Source organism: Sulfurimonas sp. NWX79, from assembly GCF_039667035.1.
GTDB classification, from domain to species: Bacteria; Campylobacterota; Campylobacteria; order Campylobacterales; family Sulfurimonadaceae; genus Sulfurimonas; species Sulfurimonas indica.
Genome location: NZ_JALCZL010000023.1, coordinates 1 through 22,585 on the forward strand (window position 1 = coordinate 1; position 22,585 = coordinate 22,585).

Genomic DNA, 22,585 nt, shown 5'->3' on the forward strand with positions numbered 1-22,585 from the left:
ACTAAAGTGGAGTTACATTCTCAGCTTGAGGACCTTTTTGTCCCTCACCGATTTCAAATGTAACTCTTTGACCTTCTGCTAGAGAAACTCTTCCACCATTTGGATTGTTTACTTGACGGAAATGTACGAATACATCGCTCCCACCATTGTCTTGTTGAATAAAACCATAACCTTTTTCATCGTTGAACCATTTAACTGATCCGTCCATTAATTGTGCCATTGTGTAGCCTTGTATATAAATTTGTGTAAAAATTGGAGAAGTCTTTAGGAGGTTTTAACACGGGTAGAGCAAAAATCACACTAAAGATGAATTCACGCCTCATCTTTCACTTGGCAACAGTATAGCTGAATTATAGAATTAGTCAAACTTTTTTGCCTTTTTTTGCAAATTCTTTTGAAATATGCCGATATTGGCTCTATAAAGCAGCTAAAAAGAGGTCAAAGATGCAAATATCAGCTTTCAGAATTAAACTTTTCTCCAGCTTCATATTTGGATATCAAAGCATAGTATCTTTTTTTAATCAACTTCAGTGTATTATTGCGTAATTAATTTCAAGGAAATATTTTTGAGTATTTATAGAGAGTATGATATCCGTGGTATCTATGAAAAAGAGTTAAATGAAGCGAGTGTTGTACGTATTGGCCGAGCATTGGCTGATAAAATAGATGGTGAGTATGTAGCAGTCGGTTATGATGCAAGAAGCCACTCTCCAATTCTTTTTGAATACCTCACGCAGGGACTTAATGCCGGTGGAAAAACTGTGCTTGATATGGGGCTAGTACCAACTCCCGTAAATTACTTTACAAATTATCAGGAGTGGGATGGCATCACACCTTCTGCATCTGTGATGATTACAGGGAGTCATAATCCAAGTGAGTATAACGGTTTTAAAATTACCATAGATAAACTACCGTTTTTCTCAGATGATATCTATGCACTTGGACGTGAGTGTGAGGCTATGGATATGCCTCAAATAACTGAGAGAAAAGTCATTAAAATTGATGCAGTTTCAAGATATATTGACTTTATTGTCAATGCATTTCAACATCTTAAAGGGATGGATACGCGCATCGTATATGATTGCGGTAACGGTGTTGCAGGAGTTGTCACAGAAGATATTTTTAATAGATTGGAACTGCATGCAAAAGGGCTCTATGTTGAGCCGGACGGAACATTCCCAAATCACCATCCAGACCCTTCAGTGGAACACAACTTAGAAGATGTGAAAGCTCTTTTAGAAAAAGAGGGTGATATTGCTTTTGCCTACGATGGAGATGCAGACAGGATTGCAGTGCTTACACATAAGAACAATATCAAAGGCGATATGATGGCACTTCTATACTCTATGAAGATGGAGAAGCCGACGGTTATCGGTGAAGTGAAGTGTTCTCAAGTGATGTATGACGAACTGACTCGCCGTGGTGCAAAAGCCATTATGTATAAAACAGGGCACTCAAATCTTAAAGTGAAAATGAAAGAGACAGGTGCTGATCTTGCATGTGAAGTAAGCGGGCATATTTTCTTTAAAAACCGCTATTTTGGTTATGATGATGCTATCTATGCGACACTGCGTATGTTAGAGCTCATAAAAGAGGGCATTGACTTGGATGCTGAACTTGAAAAATTGCCAAAAGTGTTCTCTACAGAAGAGATAAAAGTGGAAACTACAGAAGAAGAGAAGTTTAAACTGATGGATACAATCAAAGAGCTTCTCAAAAATCCGCCTGTAGATTTCCCTACTATCAAAGATATCATTACAGTAGATGGTGTACGTATTAACTTTGAAAAAGGCTGGGGACTTGTCCGTGCATCAAATACAACTCCGGTTCTTGTAACGCGTTTTGAATCAACAGATGCAGCGGAAGCAAAACATTATGAGAAAGTAATTAATGAGCTTATTTTAAAAGCTAAAGAAAGCTTATAATAAACATTACTTAATATTATTTGGATAGAATTCTCTCAAAATTATTTGAGGAATGCTGTCTATGCTTTTTTATTTTGCCCTTTTATTCTCTTTTTTATACTTTAAGATTGCCCGTGTCTATAAAAAAGAGGAAAAACCAAATACAAATATGCTTATTCAAAATGTCATCGTTTTAGCAGCTGTAATAGCTCTATTTGCATATGGGTTTACACATAAAACTTGGTACGTCGTTGTCATTGTTGCCTATCTCTTCTTTATACTTTCATCTTTGATTGTTTCTGCTGTACAACTCGGTATTTTCATTGATGGAAAACCTTTTGTGAAACTCTCGCACCTTTACAGATCTTTGGCATTTTTAGGGATGTTTATCGCATTTATTGATGTCTATTTATGGGGCATTTAATTGCAACTTCGATATAATTGCCTAAATGATAATCTAAGGACTCTTTGATGAAAACGCATACGCTTTTAATGCCACTTGATATGCACCTACACCTGCGTGATGGTGTAATGCTTGAAAATATTGCTCCACTGACTGCATACTCTTTTAGTGGTGCCATTATAATGCCAAACCTTGTTCCTCCTGTAACGACAAAAGAGGATGTTATTGCCTATAAAGAGCGCATTATTGCAGCTGTACCAAATGACTACTTTGAACCTTATATGACACTCTTTTATCAAAACTATGATAAAAACTTTTTAACGGATGTAGCAGAAGAGATTACAGCAATCAAGCTCTATCCGGCAGGAATTACGACAAATTCTGAAGGTGGTGTGAGCTCTTTTGATATCGAAGAGATGCGTCCAACACTTGAAGCAATGAGCCAGTTAGGGATTCCACTGTGTGTTCATGGTGAGACAGATGGCTTTGTCATGGACAGAGAGGCTGAATTTATGTCTATCTATGAGCTTTTAGCGAAGAACTTTCCAGATTTGAAAATCATTATGGAGCATATTACGACAAAAGCAGCCGTTGATATGCTTGATAAGTATGATAATCTCTATGCAACAATTACAGTCCATCACCTTCTTTTAACACTAGATGATGTTGTGGGTGGCATGATGCAGCCACATCTTTTTTGTAAACCGATCGCAAAACGTCCCCAAGACTTGGATGCACTATTATCTATCGCACTTGAAGCACATCCAAAAGTGATGTTTGGTTCAGACTCAGCGCCGCATCCTCGTCATAAAAAAGAGTCTTGTGGCTGTGCTGCAGGTGTCTTTACTGCACCGATCGCTCTGCAGCTTCTGTGTGAGATTTTTGAGCAATTTGATAAGCTTGATAACCTGCAGACTTTTGTCAGTGACAATGCACAGAGCATTTACGGTATCTGTCCGGAGTTTAAAGAGGTAACCTTAGAAAAACGTCCTTTTGTTGTACCGGATGAGTACTCAAATGTAGTACCTATGTATGCAGGTGAAACTCTATCTTGGGCTATTGAGAGTGTCGATTAAAATACTGCTTTTAGAGGATGATCTGCTCTTTGGCGAGACAATAGTGGACTTGCTTGAAGATGCTGATTATGAAGTGATTCATGTGCCTAATGGACAGGATGCCCTTGATGCTACCTATAAAAACAGGTTTGATCTCTATCTTTTAGATATCAATGTTCCTCTCATTGATGGGCTTTGTCTTTTAAGAGACCTGCGTGAGGCAGATGATAATACACCCGCCATCTTTTTAACGTCACACACAGAAAAGTCAAAACTAGAAGAGGGCTTTGTAAATGGTTGTGATGATTACATTACCAAACCTTTTGATATGGATGAACTTTTACTGCGCATAAAAGCAGTGCTTCGAAGAGTGAAACAGCATGAACCTGAATGTGCTGGAGAGCTGTGTCATGATGAAGTGCATCAGCGTATTCGTTATAAAGGAGAAGAGCTAAATCTTTCTAAAAAAGAGTATGGACTGCTTCTGCTTTTTATGAAACACTATAATGAAACAGTTCCTAAAGAGTTGATCTTGGATGAGTTGTGGAGTAGTGCAGAAGGTGGCAGTGACGGCGTGCTTCGTGTTTATGTCAATCGTCTCAAGCAACTGCTCCCTGAACTCAAGTTTGAAAATGTCCGAGGCATAGGATACAAACTTGTTTCGTAATCTCCGGTTTAATATTTTTGTTTTTTATTTTTTGACAGTGAGTCTGTTTTTACTGCTTTTGTATTATGCTCTTGAAGTTTTGGCAGTTTCTAATCTCTTGCTTTTAGGGATTATTGTTTTTGCTTTGGTCATTCTCTCTGCACTGTTCATCTCTAAACTCTCGATTGACCCACTTGAAGCCTATGTAAAAAATCTACAGATGCTCTCCAAAGAGACATTGCATGAGCTCAATTTACCTATAAGTACGATTGTGACTAATACCCAAATGTTAAAGAAGAACCTGAACGATACAAAAATGCTCAAAAGAGTAGAACGTATTGAGAGTGCTTGTAATATGTTAAAACAGCGCTATAATGAACTCGATTATCTTATTAAGATGCAGACAAAACAGGAGATAAAAGAGAAATTTTTTTTAGATGAACTTGTCAAAGAACGGGTAGAATTCATACAAAAGATTTACCCAAATATGGAGTTTCATCTATCATTAGCTTCTTGTGAGCTTTTTATGGATAAAATTGGACTCTCTAAGGTAATTGACAACCTGATTGATAATGGAGTAAAATACTCAGGAAGTTCGAAAAAGATAGATATAAAAATAGAAAATGATATGTTGCTTGTTCAGGATTATGGAATCGGGATGGATGAGGTAGAGCTTTTAGGTATCTTTGACAACTACTATCAGATAAACAGAGATATGCAAGGTTTTGGAATAGGGCTAAGCATGGTCAAGAGATTTTGTGATGAGAATGGTATTGTATTGATTTTTGATTCATCACCGAATGTTGGAACAACAGTAAAATTAAAATTTAAAAAACTACAGGGATAAGAATGCAGACAACAAGTTCAATGATAGAGTATGCGGAAAAGGCACTTGATTATGGCGTAATGGGAATTTTGGCACTGATGAGTGTAGTTACTTTATGGCTTTTTATAGAGAGAATGATGTTTTATAAAAGTGTACGTATAGAAGATTATAAACATAGAGATAATTTAGAACTTGATTTGACCGACAATATAGGTATCATCAGTGCTATTGGTTCAAATGCTCCATATGTTGGGCTCTTGGGAACTGTTGTTGGGATTATGATTACTTTTTACTCTTTAGGTGATATCGGTGCAGTTGATGCGAAAAAAATCATGATGGGCCTTGCATTAGCACTTAAAGCCACAGCGGCAGGTCTTATTGTGGCGATGCCGGCAATTATTGCCTATACAATAGTGCTGAGAAAAGTAGAACGTATACTTACAAAATTTGATATAGCAAACGAAGAAGCAGTAAATGAGTAGATGTAAAAAAAAGAACTTCAAGCGTTTTGATCAGATAAATGTTATCCCTTTTATCGACATTATGCTCGTTCTTCTTGTTATGGTGCTGACAACTGCAACATTCATAAAACAAGGTGTCATTCCTGTTGATCTACCGGAAGCAAAAGCAACACAAAAAGAAGATACACAAAAAGAGGTCACCGTATATGTCAATGCAAAAGGTGAGATTTTTTTTGAAAAAGAGCAGGTAAATCTCACGCAACTAGAACAGAAACTCTCTACTATTTCAAAAAAACAGACAGTAGTCCTCAGAAGTGATAAAGAGTCCAAATTTCAGGATTTTGTCTCTGTGATGGATATTTTAAAGCGTCTTGGTCACGAACAGCTCTATATCGTTACAAAAGAGTAAAGCCTAGTAAGCTTTCTCTAACAGTTGAAATTTCGGTTTTACTTTTTTTTCAACTGTCACATTTTTTTCTTTTTTGGCAACAGGTTCTGTATTGAATTCTTTTTGTTTTACCTCTTTGTCTTCATTGAAGAGTGTTGTTGCTATGAAAAAAAGTACCATAATAACGACAACACTTGCATAGAGTAGCAGATAGTTTTTTATCTGTCCACTCTCAAACGGATTTTGCATTCTTATTCCTTTAATTCTTCAATCGTATTGCAGATATTATAGCCATACTCTATAAGCTTATCTGCTTTGTTAAATTCAAATGTCCCACATAAATTTATGGGAATGTCTATTTCAATATCTGAAGGATAAGCTGCCAGTTTCATTTTAGCAATATTACTCTGCATAGTTTCAAAGGATTTATTTGCAACCATATAGATATTATTTTCTTTTGTAAAACTATCAGGTAAAGATAATTTACCAAAGTACTCTTTAAAGGTATTTGAAATAGAAGAGTCCTTATTTTTATTATTTATAAGTGGATGTAGTGTTGCTTCTCCTCCAAGATTTACAGAAATGGTTAAATCTGTATCGTCATGAAATGTCGGAGCAATAGGCACCGGATTTAATACACCGCCATCGACAAGATTTTTGTTTTTATATTTATAGGGTGTGAAGAACATAGGAAGTGAGATAGAAGCACGAATGGCATTCAGTAGAGGTCCTTCATTGATCCAGACCTCTTTGTGTGTATCTATATCTGTTGCAACCGCTGTAAATTTAATTGGCAGCTCTTCTATTGTATGCTCTCCAAGAATCTCTTGGAGCTTTTTCATAAGCTTTTCACCGGAAACAAAACCGCCACTTCCTTTAAAATCAAGAAGTTTAAGCATATCTAAGATATCAATCTCACGCAGCCACTCACTGTATGCATCTAATCGCCCGGCAGCGTAAAAACCACCGATAAGTGCACCCATAGAACAACCGGAAATAGATTTGATTTTATAGTTGTGTTCTTCTAGCCACTTGATTATACCAATATGTATGATGCCCCTTGCACCACCACTACCAAGAACTAGTGATATCTTTTTTTCTTTCATATTTTTCTTTGAATGTAAGATGAGGGTATTTTAGCATAGTTTTATGATGAAAGGGAGTTAAAAGGATTTTTCTTTGAATGGATTAAGTGAAAGATAAAAGAGAGTATACTGTCAAGTGCTCAAAGAGCACTTTTTGACAGTTACATCATACTTGGCATTCCCATTTGTGGAGGCATACCTGCTCCCATGTCTGGTGCAGCAGCTCCCTCTTTTGGAATCTCAAAGATTGCTGCTTCTGTTGTAAGAAGTAAGCTTGATACTGATGTTGCATTTGTAAGTGCAACACGCTCAACTTTAAGTGGATCGATGATACCAGCTTCAAACATATCTACATACTCACCAGTTGCAGCATTGAAACCGATTGTCTCGCTGTCAGCATTCTCAATAGCGTTAACAACAACACCTGTATCATAACCAGCATTTGCTGCGATCTGTTTTACCGGAGCTTTTACAGCACGTAAAATGATCTCAGCACCGATTTTTTGGTCACCCTCTAAATCATCAACAGTTACTTTTGCAGCAGCACGAACAAGAGCCGCTCCACCACCGATAACGATTCCCTCTTCAACAGCAGCTTTTGTCGCTGAGAGTGCATCATCAACACGGTCTTTTTTCTCTTTCATCTCTGTCTCAGTTGCAGCACCTACTTTGATAACTGCTACACCGCCAGAAAGTTTTGCAAGACGCTCTTGGAGTTTCTCTTTGTCATACTCGCTTGTAGTTGTCTCCATTTGAGTTCTGATCTCTTTGATGCGAGCCTCAACTGCCTCTTTACTTCCTGCACCATCAACGATAACAGTATTGTCTTTGTCAATGACTACACGAGCAGCTTGACCAAGCATGTCAATAGTTGTACCTTCTAGTGTATGACCAGTCTCCTCAGAGATTACTGTACCACCTGTAAGGATTGCGATATCTTGGAGCATCGCTTTTCTTCTGTCACCAAAACCAGGTGCTTTAACAGCAGAGATATTCAGCACACCACGAAGTTTGTTTACAACTAGAGTTGAGAGTGCTTCACCCTCTACATCTTCAGCAATGATAAGCAGTGGGCGGTTTGTTTTTTGTACTTGCTCTAACACTGGTAAAAGGTCTTTTAGTGATGCGATTTTACTGTCAGCTAGTAAAATCCAAGGATTTTCAATCTCAGCTGTCATCTTCTCAGTGTTTGTGATGAAGTAAGGACTTAAGTAACCGCGGTCAAACTGCATACCCTCAACTACATCGAGCTCGTCAACGATACCTTTTGCTTCTTCAACAGTGATAACACCATCTTGACCGACTTTCTCCATAGCCTCAGCAATCATCTCACCGATTTGTGCATCAGAGTTTGCAGAGATTGTAGCAACTTGCGCGATTTCATTTTTATCTTTAATAGTTTTTGCACTTGCTTTTAGGTTCTCTAAAATCGCTTCACATGCTTTGTCCATTCCACGTTTTACTTCAACAGGGTTTGCACCTGCAGTGATATTACGCAGACCTTCAGAGAAGATAGCATTTGCTAAAACTGTTGCAGTTGTTGTTCCATCACCAGCCTCATCAGCAGTATTAGATGCTACCTCTTTTACAAGTTGTGCACCCATATCTTCTAGTTTGTCAGCAAGTTCAATCTCTCGAGCAACAGAAACACCATCTTTTGTGATTACAGGACTTCCGTAAGATTTTTGGATTAAAACATTACGACCGCGTGGTCCCATTGTTACTTTTACTGCATCTGTAAGTTTCTCAACTCCGCGTGCCAATTTATTTCTTGCATTATCTGAAAAAATTATCTCTTTTGCCATATTTGATATCTCCTTAAATTTTATAATTGTTAAATTATTATGCGATTACGCCAAGAATGTCTGATGTCTCAAGCACTAAGTACTCTTTCCCTTCAAGTGCGAGTTCAGTTCCAGAATATTTGCCAAATACAACAACATCACCCTCTTTAACATCTTCAACTTCGCTTGATACTGCGACTACTTTTGCTTGTGAAGGTTTTTCCTTCGCATTGTCAGGGATGATAATTCCACTTGCAGTTGTATTTGTCTCTTCGACTCTCTCTACTAATACTCTATCACCTAGTGGTTTGAAATTCATTTAATTATCCTCCTAATTTCTTTTAAATTACAAGTGTGATAATACAAAAAAAAAGAGAATATGTCAATCCTTTTAGTCTTAGTGACTAAACTTTTCTAAATATTTTTATGAAACTTTATTTACTATAAAGAAAACAGTATCTATAATTTCATAAAGAAATCAAGGAGGAAGCTTTATGGAGAGTAAAAAACAGAAAAAAGTAGTACTCTTTACATCTCCGACATGTAAATGGTGCAGTGTTGCAAAAGAGTACTTCAAAAAAAACGGTATAAAATTTAAAGCCATAGATATTACAAAAGATACAAAAGCAGCACAGGATTGTGAACGTCATGGTTGTCGAGGTGTTCCTGTTGTTTTAATAGGAAGCAGATGGATTTGTGGATTTGATCAAAAAGCGATAGAAAAAGCATTATAAAACTTTTTTGTACTTTTATAAAACTCTAAGATGAACTTATGTATAATTCCAGCCTCTTAAACGATGTCAAGGTAGCTCAGCTGGTTAGAGCGCTGGTCTCATAAGCCGGAGGTCGAGAGTTCAAGTCTCTCTCTTGACACCATTTTCTTAAACAAACTTCCGCCCATTCAACAATCAAGTGCGACAATCTGTAATAAATATCGTTTCAGCTCCTATGCGGTATAATAACATCATGTATAAATTAATAAGTATATTGCTATTTTCAACTTTAATGGCGAGTGAGCCCATTACTCCATTACCGCAAACTGTAGAAGTCAATTATGCGAAGGTAAAACTTGGAAAAGCACTCTTCTTTGATCCTATTCTCTCACATGATGACACTGTCAGTTGTGCAACATGCCACAACTTGGAAGAGGGTGGTGATGACGGACTCAAGTTCTCTTTTGGTATTAAAGGGCGGGAGGGAACAATTAATGCTCCTACTGTCTATAATGCCTATTTTAATTTTCGACAGTTTTGGGATGGTCGGGCAAAAGATTTACAAGAACAAGCTGCAGGACCTATTGAAAATCCTATTGAAATGGCTTCTTCTTTTAAAGAGGTCGTAGCAAAACTCAGAAAAAGCGAATATAAAAAACTTTTTGATGCAATTTATGATGATGGTATTACAAAACAAAATATTACTGATGCCATAGCAGAGTATGAAAAAACGCTTATCACACCAAATTCTCGCTTTGACAAATATCTAAGAGGTGATAGCAAGGCTCTTACTCAGGAAGAAAAAGAGGGATATGCGCTTTTTAAGTCTAAAGGATGTGCAAGCTGTCACCATGGGGAAAATATTGGTGGCAATCTGTATAATAAATTCGGTATTTTTAACGAAACGAATTCAGAGTGGCTGGGAAGATATAATATTACTCATAAAGAGAGAGATAAATATTTCTTTAAAGTTCCCTCGCTTCGTAATGTTGCAAGAACCGCGCCCTACTTTCATGATGGACGTACGTATGATCTTAAAGAAGCTGTTGAAATTATGTCTCAGTATCAACTTGGCCGTCATATTACCAAAGAGGAGATTTCAAAGATAGTAGCTTTCTTAAAATCACTCAATGGTGAACTTCCTAAAAATATTGAGCCCTGATGATAGAAAAATTTAAACAGACAGACAGAACTACATTTATACTTTTTATCTTTATCCTCTTTGTTTTTATTATGTTTGTTACTGGATATAAAATAAAAGAGGGTATGAGCCATTATGCTTTACAAAGTAACAAAATAACAACTCTGCAACTTATAGACAAAGAACTTTACAGTTTCACTTTTACTACAAACAAGTTTACGAATTATGATGAAATCGATAAGCAAGAAAATAAGTTCCATCAAATACTTAAACGTGTAAGCAGTGATTTGCAAAAATACAATACAGACACTTCTGTTCTTCTAAAAGATATCTCAAAAAATTTTCAAAAGAAAGTTGAAGATTTAGAATATTTTAAAGCACAAAACTCTACTCTTATCAACAGCTCGCACTTTCTTTTTGATCTGCAGAGAACTATTTCAGATGCTTCTGAAATTTCACTTCAAGCAAAGAATCTAACAAATGAAACACTTTTTTATATTTTAAGATATGCTTCAAGTGACTATATTGATAAAAAAATTATAGATAAAAAACTCAATAAACTTAAAATCATTGCAAATAATGAAAAAAAACAATATCTATATACTTTTTACCGACACTCTAAAGTGATGCTTCAAACACTCCAATCACTCAAAGAAGTTTCACAAGAGATTCAAATAAATCCTCTTTATCAGCAAATTGAAATGCTTAAACTTCATATTACACGTGACTATGAAAAAAGTTTGCAGTACCAAACATGGCTATTGAATACTTTTTTCTTTTTTGCAGTTTTTATTTTGTTTGCACTGATTCTCTCTCATCTTGAGTCAATCAAAATAAAGAAAGAACTTTTAGCTTTCAAATACGCTGTAGAACACAGTGACAATATTGTCGTGATAACAGATATAGAAAGAAAGATTATCTATGTCAATGAAACATTTGAAAAAGCGACTGGATATAAAGCCAAAGAGGTACTTGGGGAAAATCCAAGAATATTAAAATCAGATATCCAAGATGAAAATGTTTATGAAGAGCTCAACACTAAGCTAGCAAAGGGTGAGAAATGGGATGGGCAATTCATAAATAAACGAAAAGATGGTACAATTTTATATGAAAAAGCTTCCATCGTTCCTGTTTTTATAGAAGGAAAGCTTGTCAATTATATTGCTCTTAAACTTGATATTACAGCTTATATAGAAAAAAATAAAAAACTAGTGCAAGCAGCTACAGTTTTTGAAAATACAGAAGAAGCTATTATCATAGCCGATGCAGAGGGAAAAGTTGTCTCTGTCAATAGAGCATTTACAAACATATACGGATATATGCTTAAGCAAATCCAAGGAAAGAATCTTAGTTTTTTACAATCAGGAGCGCAAGATAAATATTTTTATGAAGATCTCTGGAATCAGCTTTTAAAGAATGGTATATGGAAAGGAAAGCTTGTTAATATAAGTAGTGCAGGAGAGTTAATCCCTGTCTGGACAACAATTAAACAAATCACGAATGATAAAGGGAATGTTGCTAATTATACTGCAGTGCAAACTGATCTTAGAGAGTTAGAAACTTCACAGAAAAAAGCTGATTATCTTGCTTACCATGACGCTCTGACAGAGCTCTATAACCGTACTCATTTTGAGGAGTATTTATTTCATGCGTTAGCAGTAGCTCGAAGAAATCAAACTATTTTAGCTGTGTTGTTTGTAGACCTCGACCGATTTAAAATCATAAATGACACACTCGGACATGACATAGGTGATGAAGTATTGCAGGGTGTTGCATCGAGGCTTAAAGCTACACTTCGAGATAGCGATTTTATCTCGCGATGGGGTGGAGATGAGTTTGTTGTCATCTTAGAAAATCTGGAATCTGCAAGTGATGCGGCCATAGTGGCTACAAATATCATTAAAAATCTTGCAGAACCAATTAAGATAAATGAACATTCTCTTGTCACTACTGCAAGTGTTGGCATAGCCATCTATCCAGAAAACGGAGAAGATGTAAATACACTGGTTAAACATGCCGACAGTGCGATGTATTTTGCTAAAGAAACAGGAAAAAACAATGTTCGCTATTACACAAAAGAACTTTCTCAAAATATACAATATAAACTCAATATTGATATGGAGCTTCGTAGTGCTTTACAAAATAATGAGTTCCATATGGTTTTTCAACCACAATACAAGCTTAGTACAAACAGTATTTTTTCAATAGAAGCACTTATACGATGGCAAAACCCGACTCTTGGCAACGTTCCTCCTGATAAATTTATTCCTGTTGCCGAAGAAAACGGAGTAATCATTACACTCGGATATTTTGTTTTTGAGGAATCATGTAAAGCATTTAAGCAGATGCATCAATCGAACACACAAATAAAATATATCGCTATTAACGTTTCTAGTTTACAGTTTAAAGAGCCTAACCTTTTAGAGAACTTTTTAGCCATACTTAAACGACATAATGTCAAACCAAGTGAAATAGAAATTGAAATTACTGAACGCTTCGTTATGGAACAAACTGTTGCTAGCATGAGTATTTTACAAAACTTCAGAGATCATGGATTTAAAATTTCCATTGACGATTTTGGAACAGGGTATTCCTCTATGTCCTATCTCAAACAACTTCCAGTTGATACCATCAAAATAGACAAATCCTTTGTAGATGGTATAGCGCAAGAGAGTTCTGATAATATTGTTATAGAGGCTATTATTGCGCTGGCAAAAACACTTGGATATACAGTAGTTTCTGAAGGCATCGAAACAGAAGAACAAGAAGATTTTCTTAGCAAAGCAAATTGTGATCTTGGACAAGGTTATCTTTTCTCGAAGCCGGTTAGATGTGAGGAAATTATGGAAAGGTTTCATTAATCAATAAAGTATAAGTAGAGACTACATCCGTTATTTTATCCAAAAACAATCATAGAAAATGTATAATAGCAATCTATAAACAGTTTTGAGGTAGAAATAGGGTAGAAATTACCCGCTTGTAAAAGTATATGATTTTTTAAAATCCCGAAATTTAGGGGTTGTTTAGGGGGTAGAAGAGAATATGATTTTAATGATAGATAATTATGATAGTTTTACATATAATATTGTTCAGTATTGTAGAGAGTTGGGTGCTGATTTAAAAATTATTCGTAATGATGAGATGACTTTAGAAGAGATTGAAGCACTCCACCCTGAAAAAATAATCATCTCTCCCGGTCCTGCTTCTCCTGATGAAGCGGGGATTACGCTTGATGTGATTCGTCATTTTAAAGATAAAGTGCCAATTTTAGGGATTTGTTTGGGGCATCAAAGTATTGCTCAGGTTTTTGGCGGAGATGTGGTCCGTGCAAAAAATATGATGCATGGAAAAACATCCAAGATGCAGCAAACCGGTGAGTGTGCAATCTTTAAAGACCTGCCACAAGAGTTTATAGCCACTCGTTATCACTCGCTCATCGTAGATAAAAACAGACTCCCTGATATCGTTGAGCCAAAAGCCTACTCTACAGATGATAAAGAGATAATGGCACTCAAAATAAAAGGTAAAGATATCTATGGAGTGCAATTTCATCCAGAATCAATTATGAGTGAATATGGGCATGAAATGATAGGAAACTTTTTAAAACTATGAGGTACAAACTCATCTTATTTCTCATCTTAGGAATAGATGCTTTCGTACTTTTTTTTGAGACATCACACATCTCAATAGCCTCAAGTGAGGCTTCACTGCTTTATGGTGACTTCTCTTTTTTACAGCTTTTAGTCAAAGCCTCTTTAGCTCTTTTTGGACAGAATGATTTTGGACTTCGCTTTCCTTTTATAATGATGCACATTGCCAGTGCGTTTCTTATCTATGATATCTCTAAACGCTATTTGAATTCTGAGCGAAACAGACTTTGGCTTGTTCTGACTTTTGTATTACTGCCTGGTGTTGTCAGTGCAGCTATAATGGTCAATCATGCGGGATTTATCATCTTTGGACTACTACTGTACCTCTACTTAGAAGAGAGAACTCCAAAGTTTTTTATGAACCTACTTCTTCTTATTTATGCTTTAGTGGATGTCGGTTTTGTCTATCTCTTCTTAGGCTTGGCTTTTTATCATCTTTTTCACAAAGAGAAAAAAGAGTTTATCTATAATATTGGACTTTTCATCCTATCTTCTTACCTGTATGGGTTTGATATATATGGTTTTCCACGAGGTCACTTTTTAGATACTATAGGTGTTTACAGTGCTATTTTTACACCTATCATCTTTATCTATCTGTTTTATGTACTTTACAGGCGCTATTTGGCAGATAAACGTGACAAACTCTGGTATATTGCTGCAACGGCACTGCTTTTTTCGCTTCTTATCTCTTTTCGTCAAAGAGTAGATATTGAACATTTCGCACCCTATCTTATTGTTGCACTTCCACTTGCAGCACAGACTTTTGCAAGCTCTTATAGAGTACGTTTAAAAGAGAATAGAAAGGCTTACAGAGCGATATTTGTTATATCTTTTATACTCTTGATATTCAATACCCTTCTTGTCTTTTTCAATAAAGAGCTCTATCTGTTCCTAGATGATCCAAAAAAGAACTTTGCTTACAATATGCATATAGCAAAAGAGTTGGCACAGATACTCAAAAGCCAAGGTTATAGCTGTGTAAGTACAGATACAAAAATGCAAAAGCGTTTGCGTTTTTATGGAATCGATAAATGCACTCAAAATAGACTCAATGCAATTCCTCTTCAGAGTACGAAGCAAGAAAGTGTAACTATTCGTTACAAAAACAAAACCCTTTACAAAGCCACTGTTACTAAATTAAACAATAAACAAAGCATTTAGATAGTTAAGCTAAGGCAAAGATATTTATTAAATGAGTTTATGCTAAAATTACCCACAAATATCAAAATAGGGAGTTTCTATGGCTCAAAAAGCGATACGAGAATACGACGCAAAGTCAATTTTAGCAAAACACTGGGATAAATATTTTCCAGATTTTACTTATTCATATGAAACAGTTTTAGTAACTTCAGGTGCTGAGTTACTTGAAGCTGCAAAAGAGAAGCCGTGGTTAAAAGAGAAGCCACTTGTTGCAAAACCGGATATGTTATTTGGTAAACGTGGTAAAAACGGACTAGTACTTTTTAAAGATCAAAAACCTGGTGATGTTTCTTTAGAAAAAGCAGCGGCTTGGATTGATGAAAAATCAAAAGAAGATGTTGAAGTATATTTTTCTTTTGATGGTGACACTCCGACTGGTGAGCCAAAAGTAGATAGATTGACTCACTTCATTGTTGAGCCATTTACTCCACATGATCAATCAGAAGAGTACTACATCTCTGCTACTTGTGTTGGTGATGAAGATGTTCTTTATATGTCAGCTGAAGGTGGTATGGAAGTTGAAGAAGGTTGGGATGAAAAAGTTACTGAAGTAGCATTCCCAATTACTGCTACAGAAGAAGAAATTGCTGAGAAAATCAAGGCAAATATTCCTGCAGACGTAAAAGAAGAAGATAAAGAGAACTTCGCAAAATTTGCAATCGGTTTCTTTAAAGCATACCGTGAGCTTAACTTTGCTTACCTTGAGATCAACCCATTTGTAATGCAAGGTACAAAAATCGAGCTTTTAGATATGGTTGCTAAGCTTGATGATACAGCAGGTTTCATGATGGTAGAAGAGTGGGGTGATGTAGAGTATCCTACTGCATTTGGCATGGAAGCGAAATCTCCGGAAGTTGAAGCTATCGAAGAGGCTGATGCAAAAACTGGTGCTTCACTCAAACTTACACTTCTTAAGCCAGAAGCTAGAATCTGGACTATGGTTGCCGGTGGTGGTGCTTCAGTTGTATATGCTGATACTATCGCTGACTTCGCAGGTATCGAAGATCTTGCAAACTATGGTGAGTACTCTGGTGGTCCAACGACTGGTGAGACAAAATTCTATGCTGAGACTATTTTAGATCTTATGACTCGTGAAAAAGATCCAAAAGGTCGTGATAAAATCTTAATCATCGGTGGTGCGATTGCAAACTTTACTGATGTTGCGAAAACATTTACAGGTATCATTCAAGCATTTGAAGAGTATGCAGATAAGATGAAAGATGTTGGTATCAAAATCTACGTTCGTCGTGGTGGACCAAACTACGAAAAAGGTCTTAAAGACATTAAAGAAGCAGCTGACAGATTAGGTCTTGAAATTCACGTTTATGGGCCAGAAACACACGTTACAGATATTGTACGTATGGCATTAGAAGAGAAGTAAGGAGAAGAGATGGGAAAATTATTTACTAGAGATACACAAGCAATTTTTTGGAACAACAACAAAACAGCAATCCAAAGAATGCTTGATTATGATTATACAATTAAAAGAGAGACACCATCTGTTGCAGCTATCGTAGCTCCTACAAGTGGAAACAAGTTTGAGAAGTTCTTTTGGGGTGGCGATGAGATTATGATCCCACTTTACAAAAGTACTGCAGAAGCAAAAGCTGCTCAGCCACAAGCTGATGTACTTTTAAACTTTGCATCTTTTAGAACTGCTTATGATGTAACTATGGAAGCACTGAATATTGGTGGTTTTAAGACTATCATGATCACGGCTGAAGGTATCCCTGAGAGACTTGCTCGTGGTATGAATGCATACGCACGTGAGCTTGGTGTTGTTGTAATTGGACCTGCTACTGTTGGTGCTATTGCTCCGGGTGCATTCAAAATTGCAAACATCGGTGGTACTATTGAGAACATCATCAACTCTAAACTTCACCGTGCAGGTTCTTGTGGACTTGTAACTCGTTCAGGTGGGCTTTTTAATGAGCTTTCAAACATCATCGCTATCAATGCTGATGGTATCGCTGAGGGTGTTGCAATCGGTGGTGATAGATTTGTTGGTTCAGTTTTCATCGACAACTTACTTCGTATGCAAGAGAACCCAGATGTAAAATATATGATTTTACTTGGTGAAGTTGGTGGTACTGAAGAGTACAAAGTAATTGAAGCAGTTAAATCTGGAAAAATTACAAAACCAATCATCGCATGGTGTATCGGTACAATCGCTAAGTACTATGACTCTGGTGTTCAATTCGGTCACGCAGGTGCATCTGCAAATGCTGAGAGAGAGACTGCTGAAGCGAAAAACAAAGCTATGGCTGAAGCTGGTATTCATGTACCTGCAACATTCAATGATCTTCCGGCAAAAATCAAAGAGGTTTATGAAGGACTTAAAGCTGAAGGTGTTATCGGTGAAATCGCTGAGCCTGAAATCAACATCGTACCAAAAGTACGTCGTCCTAAACAGTTTATCTGTACAATCTCTGATGACCGTGGTGAAGAGGCAACATATGCTGGTTTCCCAATCTCTAGTGTTGCTACTCCAGATACTGGTAAAGGTATCGGTGATGTTATTTCACTTCTATGGTTCAAAAAACAGTATCCAAAATGGGCTACAGACTTCATTGAGACTGTAATCAAAACTGTTGCAGACCATGGTCCAGCAGTTTCTGGTGCACACAATGCAAAAGTAACAGCGCGTGCTGGAAAATCTGTTGTTGAGTCACTTGTAACTGGTCTTTTAACAATTGGTCCGCGTTTTGGTGGTGCTATTGATGGTGCAGCAAAATACTTCAAATATGCTGATGATAATAATCTTTCTCCAAAAGAGTTCTTATCATACATGAAAAAAGAGGGTGTGCCAATTCCAGGTATCGGTCACCGTATCAAATCGTTGAAGAACCCAGACCTTCGTGTAACTGGTCTTATGAACTATGCAGCAGAGCATTTCCCAAGTACTCCATTACTTGACTATGCAAGAACTGTTGAGGCACTTACTACAAGTAAAAAAGAGAACCTTATTCTTAACGTTGATGGTACTATCGGTATCTTAATGGTTGATATGTGGAGAGCTCTTGGATACTCTGAAGAAGAGATCAATGAGTTTATTGAGTCTGGTACGCTTAATGCATTCTTCATCGTAGGTCGTTCAATCGGTTTCATCGGTCACGTACTTGATGAAAAACGTCTTGCAATGCCAATGTATCGTCACCCAATGGATGACATTCTTTATGATGTTAAAAAAGCAGAAAAAATCGACTAGTTTTTTCTTCTGACATCTTGTAACCAAAGAGTTTTTCTCTTTGGTTACTGCTCCTTTTAAAATTTACTCCCTCTCTATTCTAAACACCTTTTTATAACCAATTCTATGCTATTATTTCAGATATTATTTTTAGGCAGAGCAGATGAAAAACTATATAAAAGATCAAATTAAAGAATCATATGAGACAAAGCAGGCAATATATGAAGATGATGCGCTTTTGGACAAAATAGAAGATGTTGCACGCAGATGTGTAGCACTCTATAAAACGGATAAAAAGACAATTTTAGCCGGTAATGGCGGAAGTGCTGCCGATGCACAGCATATTGCTGCAGAACTTGTTGGCCGTTATGGGTTTGACAGACCTTCCATTCCATCTTTAGCGCTGACAACTGATACATCTAATCTGACTGCAATTGGAAATGATTATGGATATGACCAGGTTTTTTCTCGTCAGCTTGCAGGTATGGGACAAGAGGGTGATATCTTTTTTGGTATCTCAACTTCTGGAAATTCGCAAAATATCATCAATGCTTTTGAGGTGGCAAAAGAAAAAGGCATCACAACAGTAGCCCTTGTCGGTCGAGACGGTGGGAAAATGGCCGTGATGGCAGATGTCGCACTCATTGTACCATCAGATTCTACACCACGTATTCAAGAGTCACATATCCTAATCGGTCATATTCTTTGTGATATAATTGAGAAAGAGACCTTTGGTGAAGGTGTAGGTGCATAGATGCAGAGAAAAGCTCTTTTTTTAGACCGTGACGGTGTTGTCAATGTTGAAAAAGAGTATCTTTACAAAATAGAAGATTTTGAATTTATTGATGGTATCTTTAATCTCTGCCATCACTATCAGGATTTAGGTTATTTGATATTTATTGTAACTAATCAGTCAGGTATTGCTCGCGGCTTTTATACCGAAGAAGAGTTTATTAAGCTCACGCAGTGGATGTTGGAAGTTTTTGAGCAAAAAGGCATCAAAATTACAAAGGTGTATCATTGTCCGCATCATCCGGATTTATCAGGTGAGTGTGCATGTCGTAAACCAAAACCTGGAATGCTGCGTGAGGCAGTAGATGAGTTTGATCTGGATTTGCAAAACTCTATTATGATAGGCGATAAAGAGCGAGACATTGAAGCAGGGCAGAGTGCTGGACTGCGTGAGACCTATTTTTTTGATGAGAGCGGAAAAGTTCAAGCGTCAAAAGCTACGAAAATTGTAAAAAAATTAGATGAGATTTGGAAGTAAATATGCTTATTTTAAACAGTGGTGGAACATTTAACAAACGGTACAATGAAGAGACGGGAGTTTTGGAAGTCCCTTATGATAATGACGCTATCGATGAGATTATGGCTTCAATCAAACATCATTTTATGGTCGCTGGTGTTGTCTATAAAGACAGTTTGGATATGGATATAGAAGATAGGAAAAGAGTTGCAAGTATCATTGCAGAGTCTGAGGAAGCTGAATTTGTTATCGTTCATGGTACCGATACGATTGATGAGACGGCAGAGTTCTTAGATGCTATCTTTGATGACAGAGTTATAGTGCTCACGGGAGCTATGAAGCCTTACTCTATCGAGAAATCAGAAGCGAGCTTTAATCTTGGAATGTCCATAGGTTTTGCCCAGACGCAAGAGATAGCAGGGGTGTATATCTGTATGAACGGTTATGTACGTCCATGGCAGGAACTCAAAAAAAATAGAACATTGGGGAAATTTCAAGTTGTCCAAGAAGATTAAATGTGACCACTGTCATCTGGAATTTATGCAAGATGTAATGATAGAAGATGATGGACATTACTTTTGTTGTAATGGTTGTCAGGGTGTCTTTCATCTTTTAAGTGATCAGGGACTTGATGGTTTTTACAAAAAGCTTGGGAGTGAAAAACTCGCACCGCCTCAAGAGCAGTATGAAGACTCCAGTAATTTTAATGCACCGGCATTTTATGAACGTTTTGTGACCATAAATAAAGATGGATTCTCTGAAGTATCTTTAATTATTGAGGGTATTCACTGTTCTGCGTGTGTCTGGCTCAATGAAAAAGCACTTATCAATATGGATGGTGTTATTGCTACAAATATCAACTACACAAACAACAAAGCCAAAATTGTCTGGGATGATGATGTTGTAAAACTCTCCGAGATTATCGATATGATCCGTGCCATAGGTTACAATTCCTACCCTTATGATGCAAGTCTGCAGGAAGAAAAAGCAAATCAAGAGCGAAAAGATTATTACCTTCGCATTGCAGTTGCTGTCTTTGCAACGATGAATATGATGACAATCATGGTTGCACAGTATGCCGGATATTTCACTGGAATATCTGCTGATGTGAAACATATTTTAAATCTTGGGGAGTGGGTTCTTGCAACGCCTGTTCTTTTTTACAGTGGATGGCCGTTTTTTCGAGGGATGTACTATGGTATAAAGACAAAAACGGTCAATATGGACACCCTTGTTGCAACAGGTGCACTTCTGACCTATATCTACTCCATCTACATTACCCTTACTCGAAGTGGAGAGGCATATTTTGATTCTGTGACGATGATAATCTCTTTTGTCTTAGTTGGAAAGTTTTTAGAAGTCCTTAGTAAAAAAAGTATTGCAGATACACTTGATATTATGAGTCAGCATCTTGTCAGTGATGTAAAAGTTGTAGAAGATGAAAAAATCGTCACCAAAAGCGTTCATGATATAAAAGAGGGTGAGATAGTACTTCTTGGAAGTGGAGAACGTGTTGCTCTTGATGGAGAAGTGTATGAGGGCAGTGGCAGTTTTGATGAGTCAAGCCTCACCGGAGAGAGTGAACCGATTTTCAAAGAAAAAGGTGAGTGCATTATCAGTGGGACTGTCAGTATCGATGCGGATATAAAATATAGAGTCACAAAAGATTATGCACACTCAACGATGAGTAATATTGTCTCACTACTTGAAAATGCGATGAATAACAAGCCGCGAATCCAGCAGTTGGCAAACAAGCTAAGTGAATATTTCTCGACAATTATCTTACTTTTAGCAGCGTTTACTTTTGTCGGGTGGTATTTTTACTCCCATAACTTTGAACAGTCCTTTATGATTTCCATCTCTGTGATTGTCATTGCATGTCCATGTGCACTAGCTCTTGCTACTCCGGTTGCAACACTTGTAGGGCTCTCCATCGCATCCAAGAGAGGCATACTTTTTAAAGAGGCAGCTCAACTTGAAACCATGGCAAAGGCAGATGTTTTGGCTCTTGATAAGACAGGGACCATTACGCAGGGACGTCCTAAAGTCGTGCAATCTGAAATATTCAAAGAGTTTGACACCTCTATGCTTTACTCTTTAATTTTAAACTCAAAACACCCTATTGCAAAAGCAGTGGTAAGCGCCATCTATGATGAAAATCTCTCTTGTTATGAGGTGGAGAGCCTCAAAAATATTGCCTCTCAGGGAATTACGGCAATGTATAATGGTAAGATGTTAGCAGGTGGTAATGCCAAACTTATGCGTGCTATAGGGATTGATGTAGAGAGTAGCAGTGAACACAGTGAATTTTATTTTGCTTATAGTGGTGTATTACTGGCAAAGTATGAGCTTTTTGATATGCCTCGTGAGGATGCAAAAGAGTCTATAGAAAAAATTAAAAAGATGGGTATTGAAGTTATTATGCTTACTGGTGACCATACGAAGAGTGCACAAAAAGTAGCAGAGCTTGTTGGCATTGAAAAGTATGAATCAGAACTCACTCCAGAGGATAAATCCACTTACATTGCAAACCTGCATAAAGAGGGTAAAACTGTTGTGATGGCAGGTGATGGTGTCAATGATATCTTAGCACTTGCTAGCAGTGACATTGCTATTGCTATGGGTAATGGGAGTGATATTGCTATAGAGGTCAGTGATGTTGTACTTTTAAACGATACATTTGCATCACTCTATGATAGCTTTAAAATCTCAAAACGTACCTTTATAATGATAAAAGAGAATCTTGGTCTCTCTTTACTTTACAATGGCATCACAATTCCGCTTGCGATGGCCGGGTACATTATTCCGCTAATTGCTGCAATCTCTATGAGTCTTTCATCACTGCTTGTTGTTGGGAACTCAATGCGAATAAAATTAGGATATAAGGACTAGA

Annotated in this window: 23 protein-coding genes and 1 tRNA gene; 19 read left to right on the top strand and 5 right to left on the bottom strand. The window is 37.0% G+C overall.

The features are described 5' to 3' along the window. Position 1: 1 nt before the first annotated feature. Entirely contained in the window at positions 2 to 220 is a 219-nt protein-coding gene (locus MNY27_RS08940) for a cold-shock protein (RefSeq protein ID WP_152184641.1), read from the bottom strand. A 346-nt stretch (positions 221 to 566) separates the two neighbouring features. On the opposite strand from MNY27_RS08940, the gene MNY27_RS08945 reads away from it, so the two are divergent. The 7 genes from MNY27_RS08945 (at position 567) to exbD (ending at position 5,704) form a co-directional block, all read left to right on the top strand. Then, positions 567 to 1,925, top strand: a complete 1,359-nt coding sequence (locus tag MNY27_RS08945; RefSeq protein ID WP_346392179.1) for a phosphomannomutase/phosphoglucomutase — start codon at positions 567 to 569, stop codon at positions 1,923 to 1,925. 61 nt (positions 1,926 to 1,986) lie between these two features. Next, positions 1,987 to 2,328 (top strand): hypothetical protein, encoded by a 342-nt coding sequence (locus MNY27_RS08950; protein WP_152184643.1) that lies wholly within the window; start codon positions 1,987 to 1,989, stop codon positions 2,326 to 2,328. A gap of 47 nt (positions 2,329 to 2,375) precedes the next feature. Then, complete coding sequence (gene pyrC, locus MNY27_RS08955; RefSeq protein ID WP_152184644.1) at positions 2,376 to 3,383, top strand: dihydroorotase; 1,008 nt, start codon at positions 2,376 to 2,378, stop codon at positions 3,381 to 3,383. Next, positions 3,373 to 4,029, top strand: a complete 657-nt coding sequence (locus MNY27_RS08960) for a response regulator transcription factor (RefSeq protein WP_246153857.1) — start codon at positions 3,373 to 3,375, stop codon at positions 4,027 to 4,029. The genes pyrC and MNY27_RS08960 overlap by 11 nt, the downstream gene beginning before the upstream one ends. After that, a complete protein-coding gene (locus MNY27_RS08965; protein ID WP_152184646.1) occupies positions 4,019 to 4,855 on the top strand; it encodes a HAMP domain-containing sensor histidine kinase in 837 nt (278 codons plus the stop codon). The genes MNY27_RS08960 and MNY27_RS08965 overlap by 11 nt, the downstream gene beginning before the upstream one ends. A gap of 2 nt (positions 4,856 to 4,857) precedes the next feature. Continuing rightward, entirely contained in the window at positions 4,858 to 5,316 is a 459-nt protein-coding gene (gene exbB / locus MNY27_RS08970; protein ID WP_152184647.1) for a TonB-system energizer ExbB, read from the top strand. Beyond that, the gene (exbD, locus tag MNY27_RS08975; RefSeq protein WP_152184648.1) at positions 5,309 to 5,704 is read left to right on the top strand and encodes a TonB system transport protein ExbD; all 396 of its coding nucleotides are present in this window, start codon (positions 5,309 to 5,311) and stop codon (positions 5,702 to 5,704) included. Before exbB ends, exbD begins: the two co-directional genes overlap by 8 nt. Positions 5,705 to 5,707: 3 nt before the next feature. On the opposite strand, the gene MNY27_RS08980 is transcribed toward exbD, so the two are convergent. From MNY27_RS08980 to groES, 4 genes are all read right to left on the bottom strand, one after another. Beyond that, a complete protein-coding gene (locus MNY27_RS08980; protein ID WP_152184649.1) occupies positions 5,708 to 5,932 on the bottom strand; it encodes a hypothetical protein in 225 nt (74 codons plus the stop codon). 2 nt (positions 5,933 to 5,934) lie between these two features. After that, positions 5,935 to 6,789, bottom strand: coding sequence for a patatin-like phospholipase family protein (locus MNY27_RS08985; RefSeq protein ID WP_152184650.1), 855 nt, complete (start codon positions 6,787 to 6,789; stop codon positions 5,935 to 5,937). Positions 6,790 to 6,929: 140 nt separating this feature from the next. Then, the gene (gene groL / locus MNY27_RS08990) at positions 6,930 to 8,573 is read right to left on the bottom strand and encodes a chaperonin GroEL (RefSeq protein ID WP_152184651.1); all 1,644 of its coding nucleotides are present in this window, start codon (positions 8,571 to 8,573) and stop codon (positions 6,930 to 6,932) included. A gap of 37 nt (positions 8,574 to 8,610) precedes the next feature. Beyond that, on the bottom strand, positions 8,611 to 8,871 hold the full coding sequence (gene groES, locus MNY27_RS08995; RefSeq protein ID WP_152184652.1) for a co-chaperone GroES: 261 nt from the start codon (positions 8,869 to 8,871) through the stop codon (positions 8,611 to 8,613). Between the two features lie 175 nt (positions 8,872 to 9,046). Here groES and MNY27_RS09000 point away from each other — a divergent pair, with 175 nt between their 5' ends. The 12 genes from MNY27_RS09000 to MNY27_RS09055 all read left to right on the top strand — a co-directional run bounded on the left by MNY27_RS09000 (position 9,047) and on the right by MNY27_RS09055 (position 22,584). Then, the gene (locus MNY27_RS09000; protein ID WP_152184653.1) at positions 9,047 to 9,286 is read left to right on the top strand and encodes a glutaredoxin domain-containing protein; all 240 of its coding nucleotides are present in this window, start codon (positions 9,047 to 9,049) and stop codon (positions 9,284 to 9,286) included. Between the two features lie 65 nt (positions 9,287 to 9,351). Then, positions 9,352 to 9,428: transfer RNA gene (locus MNY27_RS09005), tRNA-Met, on the top strand. Between the two features lie 90 nt (positions 9,429 to 9,518). Then, positions 9,519 to 10,427: a cytochrome-c peroxidase gene (locus tag MNY27_RS09010; RefSeq protein WP_152184654.1), complete on the top strand. Its 909-nt coding sequence runs from the start codon at positions 9,519 to 9,521 to the stop codon at positions 10,425 to 10,427. Beyond that, positions 10,427 to 13,267 carry an EAL domain-containing protein gene (locus tag MNY27_RS09015; RefSeq protein ID WP_346392180.1) on the top strand — a complete coding sequence of 947 codons (2,841 nt, stop codon included), beginning with the start codon at positions 10,427 to 10,429 and terminating at the stop codon, positions 13,265 to 13,267. The genes MNY27_RS09010 and MNY27_RS09015 overlap by 1 nt, the downstream gene beginning before the upstream one ends. A 181-nt stretch (positions 13,268 to 13,448) precedes the next feature. Next, the gene (locus MNY27_RS09020; RefSeq protein ID WP_152184656.1) at positions 13,449 to 14,018 is read left to right on the top strand and encodes an aminodeoxychorismate/anthranilate synthase component II; all 570 of its coding nucleotides are present in this window, start codon (positions 13,449 to 13,451) and stop codon (positions 14,016 to 14,018) included. Beyond that, positions 14,015 to 15,217: a hypothetical protein gene (locus MNY27_RS09025; RefSeq protein WP_346392181.1), complete on the top strand. Its 1,203-nt coding sequence runs from the start codon at positions 14,015 to 14,017 to the stop codon at positions 15,215 to 15,217. The genes MNY27_RS09020 and MNY27_RS09025 overlap by 4 nt, the downstream gene beginning before the upstream one ends. Positions 15,218 to 15,296: 79 nt before the next feature. Beyond that, complete coding sequence (locus tag MNY27_RS09030; protein WP_346392182.1) at positions 15,297 to 16,637, top strand: ATP citrate lyase citrate-binding domain-containing protein; 1,341 nt, start codon at positions 15,297 to 15,299, stop codon at positions 16,635 to 16,637. Between the two features lie 9 nt (positions 16,638 to 16,646). After that, on the top strand, positions 16,647 to 18,464 hold the full coding sequence (locus MNY27_RS09035; RefSeq protein ID WP_346392183.1) for a citrate/2-methylcitrate synthase: 1,818 nt from the start codon (positions 16,647 to 16,649) through the stop codon (positions 18,462 to 18,464). Between the two features lie 142 nt (positions 18,465 to 18,606). Beyond that, on the top strand, positions 18,607 to 19,197 hold the full coding sequence (gene gmhA / locus MNY27_RS09040; RefSeq protein ID WP_346392184.1) for a D-sedoheptulose 7-phosphate isomerase: 591 nt from the start codon (positions 18,607 to 18,609) through the stop codon (positions 19,195 to 19,197). Then, positions 19,198 to 19,713, top strand: coding sequence for a D-glycero-beta-D-manno-heptose 1,7-bisphosphate 7-phosphatase (gene gmhB / locus MNY27_RS09045; protein WP_346392185.1), 516 nt, complete (start codon positions 19,198 to 19,200; stop codon positions 19,711 to 19,713). It abuts the gene before it with no gap. Positions 19,714 to 19,715: 2 nt separating this feature from the next. Then, complete coding sequence (locus MNY27_RS09050; RefSeq protein ID WP_346392186.1) at positions 19,716 to 20,207, top strand: asparaginase domain-containing protein; 492 nt, start codon at positions 19,716 to 19,718, stop codon at positions 20,205 to 20,207. Beyond that, positions 20,137 to 22,584 (top strand): heavy metal translocating P-type ATPase, encoded by a 2,448-nt coding sequence (locus MNY27_RS09055; RefSeq protein ID WP_346392187.1) that lies wholly within the window; start codon positions 20,137 to 20,139, stop codon positions 22,582 to 22,584. The genes MNY27_RS09050 and MNY27_RS09055 overlap by 71 nt, the downstream gene beginning before the upstream one ends. The last annotated feature ends 1 nt before the right edge of the window (position 22,585 follow it).